Origin of the sequence: Streptomyces sp. NPDC059256, assembly GCF_042753785.1 — a bacterium.
Classification (GTDB): Bacteria; Actinomycetota; Actinomycetes; order Streptomycetales; family Streptomycetaceae; genus Streptomyces.
Genome location: NZ_JBHYZO010000022.1, coordinates 17,595 through 33,499, shown reverse-complemented (window position 1 = coordinate 33,499; position 15,905 = coordinate 17,595). Strand labels below are relative to the sequence as shown.

Here is a 15,905-nt window from a genome sequence, read left to right as displayed (position 1 = left end):
GAGGTGTGGGCATGACCGTCACCACGTCCAACCCGGCCGGAGGCGGCGCAGCCGTCCCGCCCGAGGACCTTGTCTCGGTGACCATCGACGGCGTCCAGATCAGCGTGCCCAAGGGCACGCTCGTGATCCGGGCCGCCGAACTCATCGGTGTCGAGATCCCCCGGTTCTGCGACCACCCCCTCCTCGACCCCGCCGGCGCCTGTCGCCAGTGCATCGTCGAGGTCGAGGGCCAGCGCAAGCCGATGGCCTCCTGCACCATCACCTGCACCGACGGCATGGTCGTCAAGTCGCAGCTCAGCTCGCCCGTCGCCGAGAAGGCGCAAAAGGGCGTGATGGAGCTGCTCCTGATCAACCACCCGTTGGACTGCCCCGTCTGCGACAAGGGCGGCGAATGCCCGCTCCAGAACCAGGCGATGTCCCACGGCGACGCCGAGTCCCGCTTCGAGGGCAAGAAGCGGACGTTCGAGAAGCCGGTGCCGATCTCCACCCAGGTGCTCCTGGACCGCGAGCGTTGCGTCCTGTGCGCGCGCTGCACCCGGTTCTCCAACCAGATCGCCGGCGACCCGATGATCGAGCTGATCGAGCGGGGCGCCCTCCAGCAGGTCGGTACCGGTGAGGGCGACCCGTTCGAGTCGTACTTCTCTGGCAACACCATCCAGATCTGCCCGGTCGGCGCGCTCACATCGGCGGCGTACCGCTTCCGCTCCCGGCCCTTCGACCTGGTCTCCACACCCAGCGTGTGCGAGCACTGCTCGGGCGGCTGCGCGACCCGCACCGACCACCGGCGCGGCAAGGTGATGCGCAAGCTCGCCGCCGACGACCCCGAGGTCAACGAGGAGTGGATCTGCGACAAGGGCCGGTTCGGCTTCCGCTACGCACAGCAGCGGGACCGACTCACCACCCCGCTGGTGCGCGACGCTGACGGCGTCCTCCAGCCGGCGAGTTGGCCGGAGGCACTGGCCAAGGCGGCCGAGGGACTGGGCGCCGCCCGCGGTAGGGCGGGCGTGCTGGCCGGTGGCCGGCTCACCGTCGAGGACTCCTATGCGTACGCCAAGTTCGCCCGGGTCGCCCTCGACACCAACGACATCGACTTCCGGGCCCGGGTCCACTCGTCCGAGGAGGCCGACTTCCTGGCCGCCCGGGTCGCGGGCCACGGGCGGGACCTCGATGGACGCGGCGTCACCTACTCCGTGCTGGAGAAGGCACCCGCGGTCCTGCTCGTCGGCTTCGAGTCCGAGGAGGAGGCCCCCGGGGTCTTCCTGCGGCTGCGCAAGGCCCATCGCCAGCGCGGTCAGCGCACCTACGCACTCGCCAGCCACGCCACCCGCGGGCTCGCGAAGGCCGGCGGCACCCTGCTCCCGGCCGCACCCGGCACCGAGACCGAGTGGCTGGACGCGCTCGCGGGCGGGGTGGGGCTCGACGGCGAAGGCGCCGCGGCGGCCGAAGCGCTGCGCGGTGACGGTGCGGTGATCGTCGTCGGCGAGCGACTCGCGGGCGTACCCGGAGGACTCACCTCCGTCGTACGGACCGCGACCGCGACCGGCGCCCGACTGGTGTGGATCCCACGCCGGGCCGGCGAACGCGGCGCGATCGAGGCCGGAGCGATCCCCTCCCTGCTGCCCGGCGGCCGTCCGGCCACCGACCCGCAGGCACGGGAAGAGACCGCCGAGGTCTGGCGGGTGCGCGAACTGCCGCACCGCTACGGCCGCGACACCGGCCAGATCATCGAGGCCGCGGCCAACGGTGAACTCGGCGCGCTGCTGGTGGCGGGTGTCGAGGTGGCTGACCTGCCCGATCCGACGTTGGCCCGCGCCGCCCTGGACGCGGTCGGCTTCCTCGTCTCGCTGGAGCTGCGGCCGAGCGAAGTGACCGACCGGGCCGACGTGGTCTTCCCGGTCGCCGCGGTCGCCGAGAAGCCCGGCACCTTCCTCAACTGGGAGGGCAGGGCCCGGATGTTCGACGCGGCGCTCAAGCCCGAGCAGATGACGCGCACCCTCGCACCCAATGACGCGCGGGTGCTCCACATGCTCGCCGACGAGATGGACGTCTTCTTCGGACTCCCCGACCTCGTCTCCGTACGCCGGGAACTGGACCGGTTCGCCGGCTGGACCGGTGCGCGGGCGTCCGAGCCGATGCACTCCGCCCGGCCGGTTCCCCGCGCCGGCGAGGGCGAGGCCGTACTCGCCGGACACCGGCTCCTGCTCGACCAGGGGCTGCTCCAGCAGGGCGATGCGGCACTCGCCGGAACGCGGCACGCGGCCGTCGCTCGGCTCTCCGCCGCCACCGCTGCGGCGACCGGCGTCAAGAACGGCGACGACCTGGCCGTCAGCGGCCCGGCCGGCACCGTTCGACTGCCGCTCCAGGTGACCGAGATGCCCGACCGCGTGGTGTGGCTGCCACTGAACTCGGTGGGCGGCGGAGTCGCTTCCGACACCGGAGCCCACCCCGGCGAGCTCGTCCGCATCGGACCGGCGCCGGCACCCTCGGATGCCGCAACGGACGCGCCGGAGGTGCGCTCATGATCGCCGAGGTCCAGTTCCTCGCGGCGGAGGACCTGTCGATGTTCGGGCGCGATCCCTGGTGGCTCGTCGCCATCAAGGCCGTGTTCTGCTTCGCCTTCCTCATGGTCACCGTGCTGCTCTCCATCGTGTGGGAGCGCAAGGTCGTCGCCTGGATGCAGCTGCGCATCGGGCCCAACCGGCACGGCCCCTGGGGCATGCTCCAGTCGCTCGCCGACGGCATCAAGCTGATGCTCAAGGAAGACGTCATCGTCAAGCGCGCGGACAAGGTGGTGTACATCCTCGCGCCGATCATCGCCGCCGCGCCCGCCTTCATGGCGATCGCGGTCATTCCCTTCGGGCCGTCGGGCAATGAGGTGTCCATCTTCGGCCACCGCACGACGATGCAGCTCACCGACCTGCCGATCGCGATGCTCTACGTCCTCGCGATCGCATCGGTCGGCATCTACGGCATCGTGCTCGCCGGTTGGTCGTCCGGCTCCACCTATCCGCTGCTCGGCGGACTGCGCTCCTGCGCCCAGATGATCTCGTACGAGATCGCGATGGGCGCGGCGTTCGCCTCCGTCTTCCTCTACTCCGGGTCGATGTCGACCTCGGCGATCGTGGAGGCGCAGGCGGACCGGTGGTTCGTGATCCTGCTACCGGTCTCCTTCATCATCTACGTCATCACGATGGTGGGCGAGACCAACCGCGCCCCCTTCGACATGCCGGAGTCCGAAGGCGACCTGGTCGGCGGCTTCAACACCGAGTACAGCTCCATCAAGTTCGCGATGTTCATGCTCGCCGAGTACGTCAACATGGTCACCGTCTCCGCCGTCTCGGTGACCCTCTTCCTCGGCGGCTGGCGCGCCCCCTACCCGATCTCCACCTTCTGGGAGGGCGCGAACCACGGCTGGTGGCCGATGCTCTGGTTCATCATCAAGGTCCAGTTGCTGCTGTTCTTCTTCATCTGGCTGCGCGGCACGCTGCCCCGGGTCCGCTACGACCAGCTGATGAAGCTGGGGTGGAAGGTCCTGATCCCGGTCTCGGTGCTCTGGCTGATGCTGGTGGCCACCGTGCGAGCGCTGCGGAACGAGGACTACCAGTTCCAGGAGATCTTGCTGTACGTGGGCGGCGCGGTCATTGCCGTACTCCTGCTGTCCCTGGTCGTGGACATGTTCCGCGGCAAGAAGGACAAGCAGGAGCGCGAGGCGGAAGCCGCCGCGAAGAACGCCGACTTCGACCCCATGGCCGGTGGCTACCCGGTTCCGCCGCTGCCCGGCCAGACCCTGCCGCCCGTACCGCGCAGGCGTCCGCGCCGGGAGCGCGAGTTGATTGTCAGTGGCGGCCCGGACACTTCGAGTGACGGACCTCGTGACGGAAAGGAGGCTGACGGTGTCTGAGGCATCCGAGGGCAAGTTCCACAATCCCGTCGCCGGCTTCGGCGTGACCTTCAAGGCCATGTTCAAGCGGCGGCTGACCGAGCAGTACCCGGAGCAGCAGAAGGTCACCGCTCCGCGTTTCCACGGACGGCACCAGCTCAACCGTCACCCCGACGGTCTGGAGAAGTGCGTCGGTTGCGAGCTGTGCGCCTGGGCCTGTCCGGCCGACGCGATCTACGTGGAGGGCGCGGACAACACCGAGGAGGAGCGCTACTCCCCGGGCGAGCGCTACGGCCGCGTCTACCAGATCAACTACGCCCGCTGCATCCTGTGCGGGCTGTGCATCGAAGCCTGCCCCACCCGCGCGCTGACCATGACCAACGAGTTCGAGTTGGCGGACAGCTCCCGCGAGAACCTCATCTACACCAAGGAGCAACTGCTCGCCGGTCTGGACGAGGGCATGGTGGACGCGCCGCACTCGATCTTCCCCGGTATGAACGAGGGCGACTACTACCGGGGGTTGGTCACCGAAGCCGCCCCCGGCACCGTCCAGCAGAAAGCCGCCTCCAAGGCCCCCGAGGGGGACAAGCCGCAGGACGCCGCCACCTCAGGTGAGGGCGAGCCGGCCGGGCACAAGGCGGTCGGCGCATGAACGCCCTGAACACACTCGCCGCGAGCACCACGTCCACCGGCGAGGCCGTGCAGTTCTGGATCCTCGGGACGGTCGCGGTGATCGGTGCGCTGTGCACCATCTTGATGAGGCGGGCCGTGCACAGCGCGCTCTGCCTCGCCGGAACCATGATCATCCTGGCGGTCTTCTACCTCGCCAACGGGGCGTACTTCCTCGGCATCGTCCAGGTCGTCGTCTACACCGGCGCGATCATGATGCTGTTCCTCTTCGTCGTCATGCTCGTCGGTGTCACCGCAGCCGACTCCCTCAAGGAGACCTTGAAGGGCCAGCGTTGGCTCGCAGCGCTCTGCGGCCTCGGCTTCGGAGTCCTGCTGATCGCCGGCATCGGCAACGCCTCGCTGAACAACTTCACCGGGCTGAGCGCGGCCAACGGCGCCTACGGCGGCAATGTCGAGGGGCTCGCCGCCCTGATCTTCACCAAGTACGTCTTCGCCTTCGAGATCACCGGTGCGCTGCTGATCTCGGCGACCGTCGGCGCGATGGTGCTCACCCACCGGGAGCGCACCGAGCGGGCCAAGACCCAGCGCGAACTCGCCGAAGACCGGGTCCGCGAGGGCAAGCACCTGCCGCCGCTGCCCGCACCCGGCGTCTACGCCCGGCACAACGCCGTGGACATCGCCGGACTGCTCCCCGACGGCACCCCGTCCGACCTCACCGTCAGCAAGACCCTGCGGGATCGCGGCCAGATCCGCGATGTCTCCCAGCAGGCGCTGGACGACCTCAAGGCCCTCGAACAGCGCTCCGAGGAGCGGCTCGGGCGCAAGGGGCTCGCCCGTGAGGGCGGCGGGGCGGATGCGGACCGGAGTGACGGCGCCGCACCCGACCGGGACGAAGAGGAGGCCACACGGTGAATCCGGTCAACTACCTCTATCTCGCCGCCCTGCTGTTCACCATCGGCGCGGCCGGTGTGCTCCTGCGACGCAACGCCATCGTCGTGTTCATGTGCATCGAGCTCATGCTCAACGCCTGCAATCTCGCGCTCGTCACCTTCTCCCGGATGCACGGCAACCTCGACGGCCAGATCATCGCCTTCTTCACGATGGTCGTCGCCGCCGCAGAAGTCGTGGTCGGGCTGGCGATCATCGTGTCGCTGTTCCGTTCCCGCCACTCGGCCTCGGTCGACGACGCCAGCCTGATGAAGCTGTGAGGGGCTGACTGATCCGTGGAAAATCTCATTGCGCTGCTCATCGCGGCGCCACTGCTCGGAGCGGCGGTGCTGCTGTGCGGCGGGCGACGACTCGATCGCACCGGCCATCTGCTGGGCACCGCACTCTCCGGCACCTCGTTCCTCATCGGTGCGGTGCTGTTCATCGACATGCTCACCAAGAGCGCCGACGAACGGGCCCTGCACCAGAAGCTGTTCACCTGGATCGACGTCGGCGGCTTCCAGGCCGACATCGCCTTCCAGCTCGACCAGCTCTCGATGACGTTCGTCCTGCTGATCACCGGCGTGGGCACCCTGATCCACGTCTACTCCATCGGGTACATGGAGCACGACGAGCGGCGCCGCCGCTTCTTCGGCTATCTGAACCTCTTCCTCGCGGCGATGCTGCTGCTGGTCCTCGCGGACAACTACCTGCTGCTGTACTTCGGCTGGGAGGGCGTCGGCCTCGCCTCGTACCTCCTGATCGGCTTCTGGCAGCACAAGCCGAGTGCGGCGACCGCGGCGAAGAAGGCGTTCCTCGTCAACCGCGTCGGTGACATCGGCCTGTCCATCGCGATCATGCTGATGTTCACCACCTTCGGGACCTTCGCCTTCGGGCCGGTCCTCGGGTCGGTCGGCGAGACCAGCGAGGGCATGCTCACCGCGATCGGTCTGATGCTGCTGCTGGCCGCCTGCGGCAAGTCGGCGCAGGTGCCGCTCCAGTCCTGGCTGGGGGACGCGATGGAGGGCCCGACCCCGGTCTCCGCCCTGATCCACGCGGCCACCATGGTCACCGCGGGCGTCTACCTCATCGTGCGGTCGGGGGCGATCTTCAACGCCGCGCCCGACGCACAGTTGGTCGTCGTCATCGTCGGTGCGGTCACGCTGATGTTCGGTGCGATCGTCGGTTGCGCCAAGGACGACATCAAGAAGGCGCTGGCCGGCTCGACGATGTCGCAGATCGGCTACATGATCCTGGCTGCTGGCCTCGGGCCCATCGGCTATGTCTTCGCGATCATGCACCTGGTGACGCACGGCTTCTTCAAGGCCGGCCTGTTCCTCGGTGCCGGTTCGGTCATGCACGGCATGAACGACGAGGTCGACATGCGCAAGTACGGTGGCCTGCGGAAACACATGCCGGTCACCTTCGTCACCTTCGGACTGGGCTACCTCGCCATCATCGGCTTCCCGGGCCTGTCCGGCTTCTTCTCCAAGGACATGATCATCGAGGCGGCCTTCGCCAAGGGCGGCACCGAGGGCTGGATCCTCGGCTCCATCACCCTGTTGGGCGCCGCGATCACCGCGTTCTACATGACGCGCGTGATGCTGATGACCTTCTTCGGTGAGAAGCGCTGGCAGCCGGACGCCGAAGGGCATCTGCCCCATCCGCACGAGTCCCCGAAGTCCATGACCATCCCCATGATCATCCTGGCCTTCGGCTCGGTCTTCGCGGGCGGCATCTTCGGCATCGGCGACCGCTTCCTCAACTGGCTCGAACCGGTCACCGGTTGGGACCACGGCCATGCGCCGATCAGCGCCACCACCGTCACCGGAGCGACCGTCGTCGCCCTGCTGATCGGTGTCTCGATCGCCTGGGTGATGTACGGGCGCAAGTCCCGGCCCGTTCCGGTCGTCGCCCCCCGCGGCTCGGTGCTCACCCGCGCCGCCCGCCGCGATCTGCTCCAGGACGACTTCAACCACGTGGTCCTGGTCCGCGGCGGCGAACACCTCACCCGCTCGCTCGTCTACGTCGACCACACCCTGGTCGACGGCGTGGTCAACGGCACGGCCGCCTCGGTCGGCGGGCTCTCGGGCCGACTGCGCAAGCTCCAAAACGGCTACGCCCGCTCGTACGCCGTCTCGATGTTCGGAGGTACGGCGGTGCTGATCGCCGCGACCCTGCTGATGAGGGCGGTGTAACTGACATGTCCTTCCCGCTCCTCACGGCGACAGCGGCGCTCCCGGCAATCGGTGCGATCGCCACGGCCGCCGTTCCCGCAGCGCGCAGGACCACGGCCAAGTGGATGGCGCTCGGGTTCTCGCTCGCCACCTTCGTACTGGCCGCGCTGGTCGTCGTGCGGTTCGAGCCCGGTGGCGATCGCTACCAGCTCACCGAATCGCACTCCTGGATCAAGGACTTCGGCGTCCGCTACGAGCTCGGCGTGGACGGCATCGGAGTCGTCCTCATCGCGCTCACCGCGCTGCTGGTGCCCTTCGTGATCCTCGCCGGCTGGCACGACGCCGACCCGCTGGAGAACTCCAGCTCCCGTTGGCGTCCCACCCAGGGCTTCTTCGCCCTGATCCTGATGGTGGAAGCGATGGTGATCCTCTCCTTCGAGGCCACCGACGTCTTCCTCTTCTACATCCTCTTCGAAGCCATGCTGATCCCGATGTACTTCCTCATCGGAGGCTTCGGGGACCGGGCACACTCCGGCAGTGACGCGGCGGCGGCCACCCAACGCTCGTACGCGGCGGTCAAGTTCCTCCTCTACAACCTCGTCGGCGGACTGATCATGCTGGCGGCGGTCATCGGGCTCTACGTCGTCGCGGGGAGCTTCTCGCTCTCCGAGATCGCCGCGGCCCGGGCGAGCGGCGAACTCGACATGGCCACCAACACCGAGCGGCTGCTGTTCCTCGGCTTCTTCTTCGCCTTCGCGATCAAGGCGCCACTATGGCCGCTGCACACCTGGCTGCCGAACGCGATGGGAGAGGCGACCGCACCGGTCGCCGTCCTGATCACCGCGGTCGTGGACAAGGTCGGCACCTTCGCGATGCTGCGCTTCTGCCTCCAGCTCTTCCCGGAGGCATCGAAGTGGGCCACCCCGGTCATCATCGTCCTGGCGCTGATCAGCATCGTGTACGGGGCGCTGCTCGCGGTCGGCCAGCGAGACATCAAACGCCTGGTCGCCTATGCCTCGATCTCGCACTTCGGCTTCATCATCCTGGGCATCTTCGCGATGACCTCCCAGGGGCAGTCGGGTGCGACGCTCTACATGGTCAACCACGGGATCTCGACGGCCGCCCTGATGCTGGTCGCCGGCTTCCTGATCACCCGTCGCGGCTCGCGGCTCATCGCGGACTACGGCGGAGTGCAGAAGGTCGCACCCGTGCTGGCGGGCACCTTCCTCATCGGCGGTCTGGCGACCCTGTCCCTGCCGGGACTGTCACCGTTCGTCAGTGAGTTCCTGGTCCTCGTCGGCACCTTCGCCCGCTATCCGGTGGCGGGCATCATCGCCACCTCGGGCATCGTGCTCGCCGCGCTCTACGTCCTCGTCCTCTACCAGCGGACGATGACCGGGCCGGTGAAGGCCGAGATCCAGGGGATGCCCGACCTCAGGGTGCGTGAGCTGGTCGTCGTCACCCCGCTGATCGCGCTGCTGCTGTTCTTCGGCGTCTTCCCGAAGCCGCTGACGGACATCGTCAACCCCGCGGTCGAGCACACCATGTCCGACGTGGAGAAGAAGGACCCCCGGCCCGAGGTGGAGGCAGCCAAGTGAGTGCTACAGGTGTCCACAGCCTGTGGACAACGGCGGCCGGTCCGATCGACCAGATCAAGGCCCCCGACATCGAGTACGCCCAACTCGCCCCCGTACTGATCGTCGTGGGAGCGGCGATCGTGGGGCTGCTGATCGAGGCGTTCATGCCGCGCAAGGCGCGGTACCACGCCCAGGTCTTCCTCACCGTCCTGGCGATCGTGGCCTCCTTCGCGGCGGTCCTCGGCCTCGCCGAGGCCGGCTACGGCACCACCAAGGTGCGGATCGCCGCCATGGGCGCCATCGCCATCGACGGACCGACGCTCTTCCTGCAAGGGACGATCCTGCTGGCTTCGCTGGTGGCGATCTTCACCTTCGCCGAGCGCAAGCTCGACCCCGAGGTGAACGGCCACCAGATCGACGCCTTCGCCGCCCAGGGCGCGGCCGTGCCCGGCAGCGACAACGAGAAGTCCGCGGTCCGGGCCGGATTCACCATCACCGAGGTCTACCCGCTGACCCTCTTCGCCATCGCGGGCCTGCTGGTCTTCCCCGCGGCGAACGATCTGCTGACCCTCTTCATCGCCCTGGAAGTCTTCTCGCTCCCGCTCTACCTCCTGTGCGCACTGGCCCGCCGCAAGCGGCTGATGTCACAGGAAGCAGCCGTGAAGTACTTCCTGCTGGGCGCGTTCTCCTCGGCGTTCCTGCTGTTCGGGATCGCCCTGGTCTACGGATACGCGGGCTCCGTCTCGTACGCCAAGATCGCCGATGTCGTCGACGGCAGCATCCGCACCATCGACCCGGTCCTCGCGGACACCATGGGCAATGACGCACTGCTGCTCATCGGTAGCGCCATGATCCTGATGGGCCTGCTGTTCAAGGTCGGCGCGGTGCCGTTCCACATGTGGACCCCGGACGTCTACCAGGGCGCACCCACACCGGTGACCGGCTTCATGGCCGCGGCCACCAAAGTGGCTGCCTTCGGTGCCCTGCTGCGACTGCTGTACGTGGTCCTGCCGGGCATGAGTTGGGACTGGCGCCCGGTCATGTGGGGCGTCGCGATCATCACCATGCTCGGTGGTGCGATCGTCGCCATCACCCAGACGGACATCAAGCGGCTGCTGGCCTACTCGTCGATCGCCCACGCCGGCTTCATCCTGGCCGGTGTGATCGCGTTGACGCCCGACGGCATCTCGTCGGTGCTGTTCTACCTGGGCGCGTACTCGTTCGTGACGATCGGTGCGTTCGCCGTGGTCACCCTGGTGCGCGACGCGGGCGGTGAGGCCACCCACCTCTCCAAGTGGGCCGGTCTCGGCAGGCGTTCGCCGCTGGTGGCCGCCGTGTTCGCGGTCTTCCTGCTGGCCTTCGCCGGGATTCCGCTGACCTCCGGCTTCTCCGGCAAGTTCGCGGTGTTCAAGGCCGCGGCCGAAGGAGGCGCCGGCGCGCTGGTCGTGGTCGGTGTGATCTCGTCCGCGATCGCCGCGTTCTTCTACATCCGGGTGATCGTGCTGATGTTCTTCAGCGAGCCGAAGGCGGACGGCCCCACCGTCGCCGTGCCGTCGGCGATGACGATGATGGCCATCGGCATGGGAGTGGTGGTGACGCTGGTCCTCGGCGTGGCCCCGCAGTACTTCCTGGACCTGGCGAGCAGCGCGGGCGTGTTCGTGCGCTGATCACCGCGTGAAATGCGCGTGGGCCCGACATCCGTGGGGGATGTCGGGCCCACGCGCGTCCGGTCTCAGGGGCGGGGGGCGTGCCTGCGCCGGGGTGCGATCTCGGTGAGATCCAGATCGACGACGAAGGGGACCGAGACCTTCATCCGGTCGTGGAAGATGCCGGTGCTGGTGTACTGGCCGCTGGCCGGTTCCCGCTCGAAGACATAGACGACGGCCGAGCCGCCGTTGTTCTCGACCCGCCAGTAGTGCGGGATGCCGGCACGGGCGTACTTGAGGGGCTTGGCCTCACGGTCACGGGACAGCGAGTCGGGTGAGACGACCTCGATCGCGAGGAGCACTGCCGCGGCAGGCAACCGGGTCTGTGCCGAATCCACCACGGCATCCGCCCGGACGACGACGACATCGGGCTCGGGCCGATTCTGCCGGTCGATGTCGATGGTGAGTTCGCGGAACACCTCGAAGTCCTCGGGAACGACCGAGAGTAGTTGCCACTTGAGGAAGTCAATCGCCCGCTCATGAAAGATGGATTGCGGACCGGCGAAGACAAGGCTCCCGTCGATCAGCTCCGTGTGCGGAGGCAGGTTCGGAAGCGTGTCCAGGTCGTCGGCGGTCCATCCACCGGGCGGAGGGGTCGGCCAGGTGGTCGTGGGTTCCGGGGCCCCGGGTTCGACGCTCATCACTCCTCCCATGGGAGGAGTCTCGCGGGACGGTTCAACCCAGCGGGCCGCTAGAGGAACGGCCTCCCGCGAACGGGTGACGAGTGGCGCCGTCGTTGACGCGGTGAGGGCTCAGCCGTGGGTCGTCAGGGCATGGGCGAAGCGGTTGCTCACCGATGCGACGATTCGCTGGTCGGGGGCTCGCCAGCTCTCGAAGCTGCCGTCGACGGCCGCCGCGACGAGCGCCCGGGCCCGCTCGTCCGGGAGGCCGTGATGGGACAGGAACCAGCTCAGCACCTGCTCGCAGTGGCCGTGCCAGCCGCTCTGGGCCTCGCTGCGCTCGGCGACCAGGGCGACCAGATCGCTGCACGCCCGCGCCCAGTGCCGGGGATCGGGCGCGGGCCGTGCGGGCGGGGCCAGTGCGGCGAAGTGGTCGGCCAACTCCTCCAGCCAGTCGCGCCACTCCTGGAGGGCTTCCAGCACCAGCGCCGCGGTGTCGGCCGGGGTGCTGACCGAGTGGAGCGCGCAGCACCAGGAGCACACCACACCCCCGTCGCGATCCCCTTCCCCCACGGTCCAGTTCCAGCCGGCTGCCCAGCTGCCGAAACGGTCCACCAGAAGATCGGTGACGGGGTCGATCGCATCCCAGACCGGTTTGCGGTCGACCCACCGTCTTCTGTGGAGGGCTTTGGCATCCGGCACCAGCGGAATGATCAGCGCGGCCAACTCGGCGGATGCGCGCTCCCCGAGGCGGTGGGGGTGCCGCTGGGGATCGACGGCGGCCCAGGGCAGTTCCCGTATCCGCACCTTCTGCGATCCCTCGTTACCCGCCATACCGCCAGCCTTCAGCAGCGTGGGGACCGTTCCAACCGATTTTGCGCCGCGTAGATCTATGTAGAGGGCACGATTCGGCCAGTGACCTCGCCCAGCCCCACCCGTACGCCGTCGGGACCCGGTGCCCAGGCCGTCATGGTCACCACATCGCCGTCCTCCAGGAACGTCCGCTTCCCCTCGGGGAGTTCCAGCGGGTCGCGGCCGTTCCACGTCAGCTCCAGCAGGGAGCCCCGCTGGTGGACCTCGGGCCCGCTGACGGTCCCGGAGCCGTAGAGGTCTCCCGTACGCAGGGAGGCGCCGTTGGCGGTCATCTGGGCGAGTTGCTGGGCCGCGGTCCAGTACATGGTCGCGAAGGGCGGCTCCGCGATCACATGGCCGTTGACGGCGACCGTGATCCGGATGTCGTAGCCGCCCTTGTCCTCCTCGTCCGCGTCATCGAGGTAGGGAAGCAGCGGCACATCACGCGCCGGGGGATCGGTGCGGGCCGCCTCCACCGCCTCCAGCGGCGTCACCCACGCCGACACGGACGTGGCGAACGACTTGCCGAGGAAGGGGCCGAGCGGCACGTACTCCCACGCCTGGATGTCCCGCGCCGACCAGTCGTTGAGCAGGAAGAGCCCGAAGACGTGGTCGGGGAAGTCGCCGAGCGCCACCGAACTGCCCTGCGCCGATGGCGTACCGACGACGAAGCCGACCTCGGCTTCGATGTCCAGCTTCACCGTGGGTCCGAAGACCGGCAGCGGATCAGTGGGCGCCTTGCGCTGCCCGTGGGGGCGCACGACCTCGGTCCCGGAGACGACCACCGTGCCCGACCTGCCGTGATAACCGATCGGCAGATGCTTCCAGTTGGGGGTCAGCGCATCGCCGTCCGGGCGGAAGATCCGGCCGACGTTGGTGGCGTGGTGCTCACTGGCGTAGAAGTCGACGTAGTCGCCGATCTCGTACGGCAGGTGCAGGGTCACCTCGTCCAGCGGGTGCAACAGCGGCTCTATCGAAGGCCGGTGGGCCGGGACGGTCACCCACGCCGTCAGGGCCCTGCGCACATCGCGCCACGCCGTCCGGCCGGCTGCCAGCAGCGGATTGAGGTTCGGCTGCGCCAGCAGGGCCGCGTACGGGGAGCCGAGGGCCTGTGCCGCCGCTCCCACGTCGAGCACATGGTTCCCGAGTCGCACCCCGAGCCGGCGCCGATCGGGTTCGGCGGCGCTCGTGAAGACGCCGTACGGGAGGTTGTGCGGGCCGAAGGGGTCGCCCTCGGCCAGGTCGAGCGGGCTCTGTTGGGTGGGTGCCATGGGGGCCTGCCTCGCTTTCCACGGTGTTGGGGACACGTTACGTGGACGTGTGCCCCGCACGGCAGAGCGTGATCCTCTGGCAGGTCAGGGCAGCTTTTGCTGCCAGGTCCTATGGAAGACGATCTCGGGTCCCGAGCGGCACACCACCTCGTCCCGGGTGACGAATCCGGATTCGTCCCGGGTGAGAGCCGAGTGCGTTTCGACGCTCACGTCCCAGAGGGCATCGGGGCGGTGGAGCCGGATCGTGCGGTGGGCGTCGACCCCGGGGCCGCGGGCGCTGTGGACATCGAGGGCCTCGACGGTGACCTCCAGCCCGTCGGGGTGGCGGAACGTGCCGACGCCGTGCGGAACCGTCTCCAGTCGCGGCCCCGTCGTCTCGTCCTGGACCGTCCGTCGTCCCGGGCGCGGTGGATCGAGGGTCGCCGGGGAACTGATGCCGAGTGGTTCGGCCTGCTCGGGCGCGTCGAACGGCCAGGGGCCCTCTTCGGACGACGGGTGTACGCGTACGGGAAGTTCGAGGCGGGAGCCCTCGGGGTGGAGGGTGCCGGGCGCGTCCATCGGTCCGGGGCAGTGCCACGGCCAGTACGGGCAGGACAGTGCCAGCCGGATGCGATGCCCCGGGGCGAAGGCGTACCCGGTGCCATCCAGCGGAAAGACGGGCGCGTGCTCGGTGCTGCCGGGGCTTGCGGGCAGCGTCAGCACGCCGGACGTGACGAGGGTGGGCGACCCGTCGGGGGCGACGTCCCAGAGCCGCGCCACCACATGGCTGCTGGCCTTTTGAGGTTTCTCCGGTTGCAGCCGCAGGGTGACGCGGGGGTGTCCCAGGACCTCTACGGGCTCGGTGCCGGTGGGGAAGTCCCAGCAGATCGCCCGTGTGTCGTCGGCGAGCGGATCGGCCGCCTCCGGTGAGGGCAGACCCGAGCGGGGCACATCGGGTACGAGGGTCACGGGCAGACCGTGCAGGGGGTACGCCGTCCGGGTGAGGTCGAGGGGCGGCCAGCGGGTGTCGGCGGCCCAGTGCGCCCGGTGGCCGCCGATCCAGCAGCGCAGCAGGGGCTCACCCGGCGTCCCGACGTCGGCGTCGGGGGTCCGGAGGTGCCGGTCGAACCAGCGGAGGGTCTCCTGGAGGAAGCCGATCGCCGGTCCGGGGATGCCGTGGTCGGGGTAGTGGGCGGCGGACCAGGGGCCGATCAGCCCGCGGACGCGATCGGGGGGCGCCGCCCCTGCCACCCGGGCGAGGACGTCGTCATGGCCCGGTGCGCGCCAGCCGCTGACGACGAGGACCGGCGGGGGTTGTCCACCTGCGGGGAGCTGTGCGTCGGGCGGCGGTGGCTCGTCGGGGCAGCGCGGGGTGAGGGCCGCCAGCCGGTTCAGCCACAGCGCGCGCCAGGAGGCGTCGGTGTGGTGGGGGTCCGGGGGCAGACACAGGGCCGCGAGGAGATCGGCGGATCGGGAGAGCGTCGCATCTGCGGGGACGGCAGCGGGGACGGCAACCGGGACCGCGTCGCACACGGCTGGGGACACGGCTGGGGACGGGTTCGCGGGGGAGCGGGCGTGGTCGGGACGGGCGGGTGCGGTGTCCACGGGCGCCTGCTGCGGGGCGCAGACCGCCACGACCGCGCCGAGCGGCCCCGGCGCCAGGGCCGCCAGTCGAAGTGCCCAACCCGCGCCGGCGCCGAGCCCGAAGGCACCGATCCGGCCGTTGCACCAGGGCTGCGCCGCCAGCCAGGCGATCACGGCCAGGCCGTCGGGCAGCGCGGCCGATGCGTCCGGGATGCCCTGGCTGCTGCCGTGTCCCCGGGCGTCGACCCGGACCGAGGCATAGCCCTGCCCCGCGTACCAGGGGTGACGTTGGGCGTCCCGGGCAGCCGTTGAGTCGCCGAGCCGGTCGGGCGCGTACTCCAGGAGCGCGGGGACAGGCTCAGGAGTGAGGGGCCGCCAGACGCGTGCGTACAGCATCGAGCTCTCGTGGGTGCCACTGGCGGCCAGCGGGATCCACAGGTCCTCGTGGCTGGTTTCATAGGGGAATCGACGGCGATGGCGCATGGCGGGCCTCGGTGCGCTGGGCGGCGCGGGTGCAGCCCGTTCGCCGTCCGGTCGGGTCCGGTCTCCGGTCCTGCCCTGGTCCGGTCGCCGTCCTTCGCCGATCACACCGAGCGAGCCCATCCCTGGTCGTATGTTCTGATCACGAACATACCGTCGGTGGCGGGAAGGCGCTCATGGTGATCGAAACGCGACCGGATACGCTGACTTGAGTGAATCCAG

12 protein-coding genes are annotated in these 15,905 nt (G+C 69.2%); 8 read left to right on the top strand and 4 right to left on the bottom strand.

Translation table 11 applies throughout. The features are described from left to right. Positions 1-11: 11 nt before the first annotated feature. The 8 genes from ACFXJL_RS29480 to nuoN are packed head-to-tail and all read left to right on the top strand — an operon-like array spanning position 12 to position 10,858. Positions 12-2,522 (top strand): NADH-quinone oxidoreductase subunit G, encoded by a 2,511-nt coding sequence (locus ACFXJL_RS29480; RefSeq protein ID WP_358880184.1) that lies wholly within the window; start codon positions 12-14, stop codon positions 2,520-2,522. Then, positions 2,519-3,901, top strand: a complete 1,383-nt coding sequence (gene nuoH / locus ACFXJL_RS29475) for an NADH-quinone oxidoreductase subunit NuoH (protein WP_329022024.1) — start codon at positions 2,519-2,521, stop codon at positions 3,899-3,901. Before ACFXJL_RS29480 ends, nuoH begins: the two co-directional genes overlap by 4 nt. Further along, positions 3,894-4,532, top strand: a complete 639-nt coding sequence (gene nuoI / locus ACFXJL_RS29470; protein ID WP_358880183.1) for an NADH-quinone oxidoreductase subunit NuoI — start codon at positions 3,894-3,896, stop codon at positions 4,530-4,532. The genes nuoH and nuoI overlap by 8 nt, the downstream gene beginning before the upstream one ends. Continuing rightward, positions 4,529-5,422, top strand: a complete 894-nt coding sequence (locus tag ACFXJL_RS29465; protein ID WP_358880182.1) for an NADH-quinone oxidoreductase subunit J — start codon at positions 4,529-4,531, stop codon at positions 5,420-5,422. Before nuoI ends, ACFXJL_RS29465 begins: the two co-directional genes overlap by 4 nt. Further along, the gene (gene nuoK, locus ACFXJL_RS29460; RefSeq protein WP_329022030.1) at positions 5,419-5,718 is read left to right on the top strand and encodes an NADH-quinone oxidoreductase subunit NuoK; all 300 of its coding nucleotides are present in this window, start codon (positions 5,419-5,421) and stop codon (positions 5,716-5,718) included. Before ACFXJL_RS29465 ends, nuoK begins: the two co-directional genes overlap by 4 nt. 15 nt (positions 5,719-5,733) lie before the next feature. Beyond that, positions 5,734-7,635: an NADH-quinone oxidoreductase subunit L gene (gene nuoL / locus ACFXJL_RS29455; RefSeq protein WP_358880181.1), complete on the top strand. Its 1,902-nt coding sequence runs from the start codon at positions 5,734-5,736 to the stop codon at positions 7,633-7,635. Between the two features lie 5 nt (positions 7,636-7,640). Then, positions 7,641-9,212, top strand: coding sequence for an NADH-quinone oxidoreductase subunit M (locus ACFXJL_RS29450; protein WP_358880180.1), 1,572 nt, complete (start codon positions 7,641-7,643; stop codon positions 9,210-9,212). Beyond that, the gene (gene nuoN, locus ACFXJL_RS29445; RefSeq protein ID WP_358880179.1) at positions 9,209-10,858 is read left to right on the top strand and encodes an NADH-quinone oxidoreductase subunit NuoN; all 1,650 of its coding nucleotides are present in this window, start codon (positions 9,209-9,211) and stop codon (positions 10,856-10,858) included. The genes ACFXJL_RS29450 and nuoN overlap by 4 nt, the downstream gene beginning before the upstream one ends. A gap of 65 nt (positions 10,859-10,923) precedes the next feature. Here the strand turns inward: nuoN and ACFXJL_RS29440 are convergent, their stop codons facing one another. The 4 genes from ACFXJL_RS29440 to ACFXJL_RS29425 all read right to left on the bottom strand — a co-directional run bounded on the left by ACFXJL_RS29440 (position 10,924) and on the right by ACFXJL_RS29425 (position 15,806). Then, the gene (locus ACFXJL_RS29440; protein WP_384697338.1) at positions 10,924-11,538 is read right to left on the bottom strand and encodes a Uma2 family endonuclease; all 615 of its coding nucleotides are present in this window, start codon (positions 11,536-11,538) and stop codon (positions 10,924-10,926) included. Positions 11,539-11,649: 111 nt separating this feature from the next. Next, complete coding sequence (locus tag ACFXJL_RS29435; protein ID WP_384697335.1) at positions 11,650-12,351, bottom strand: hypothetical protein; 702 nt, start codon at positions 12,349-12,351, stop codon at positions 11,650-11,652. Positions 12,352-12,407: 56 nt separating this feature from the next. Then, on the bottom strand, positions 12,408-13,640 hold the full coding sequence (gene fahA, locus ACFXJL_RS29430) for a fumarylacetoacetase (RefSeq protein ID WP_358880176.1): 1,233 nt from the start codon (positions 13,638-13,640) through the stop codon (positions 12,408-12,410). A gap of 84 nt (positions 13,641-13,724) precedes the next feature. Then, positions 13,725-15,806: a CocE/NonD family hydrolase gene (locus ACFXJL_RS29425; RefSeq protein ID WP_384697332.1), complete on the bottom strand. Its 2,082-nt coding sequence runs from the start codon at positions 15,804-15,806 to the stop codon at positions 13,725-13,727. Positions 15,807-15,905 lie beyond the last annotated feature (99 nt).

Bases quoted from the DNA above. Each gene is read 5' to 3' on its own strand.
- ACFXJL_RS29465 (WP_358880182.1), top strand. From the start codon at position 4,529: ATGAACGCCCTGAACACACTCGCCGCGAGCACCACGTCCACCGGCGAG.
- ACFXJL_RS29435 (WP_384697335.1), bottom strand. From the start codon at position 12,351: ATGGCGGGTAACGAGGGATCGCAGAAGGTGCGGATACGGGAACTGCCC.
- fahA (WP_358880176.1), bottom strand. From the start codon at position 13,640: ATGGCACCCACCCAACAGAGCCCGCTCGACCTGGCCGAGGGCGACCCC.
- nuoH (WP_329022024.1), top strand. From the start codon at position 2,519: ATGATCGCCGAGGTCCAGTTCCTCGCGGCGGAGGACCTGTCGATGTTC.
- ACFXJL_RS29425 (WP_384697332.1), bottom strand. From the start codon at position 15,806: ATGGGCTCGCTCGGTGTGATCGGCGAAGGACGGCGACCGGACCAGGGC.
- ACFXJL_RS29440 (WP_384697338.1), bottom strand. From the start codon at position 11,538: ATGAGCGTCGAACCCGGGGCCCCGGAACCCACGACCACCTGGCCGACC.
- ACFXJL_RS29450 (WP_358880180.1), top strand. From the start codon at position 7,641: ATGTCCTTCCCGCTCCTCACGGCGACAGCGGCGCTCCCGGCAATCGGT.
- ACFXJL_RS29480 (WP_358880184.1), top strand. From the start codon at position 12: ATGACCGTCACCACGTCCAACCCGGCCGGAGGCGGCGCAGCCGTCCCG.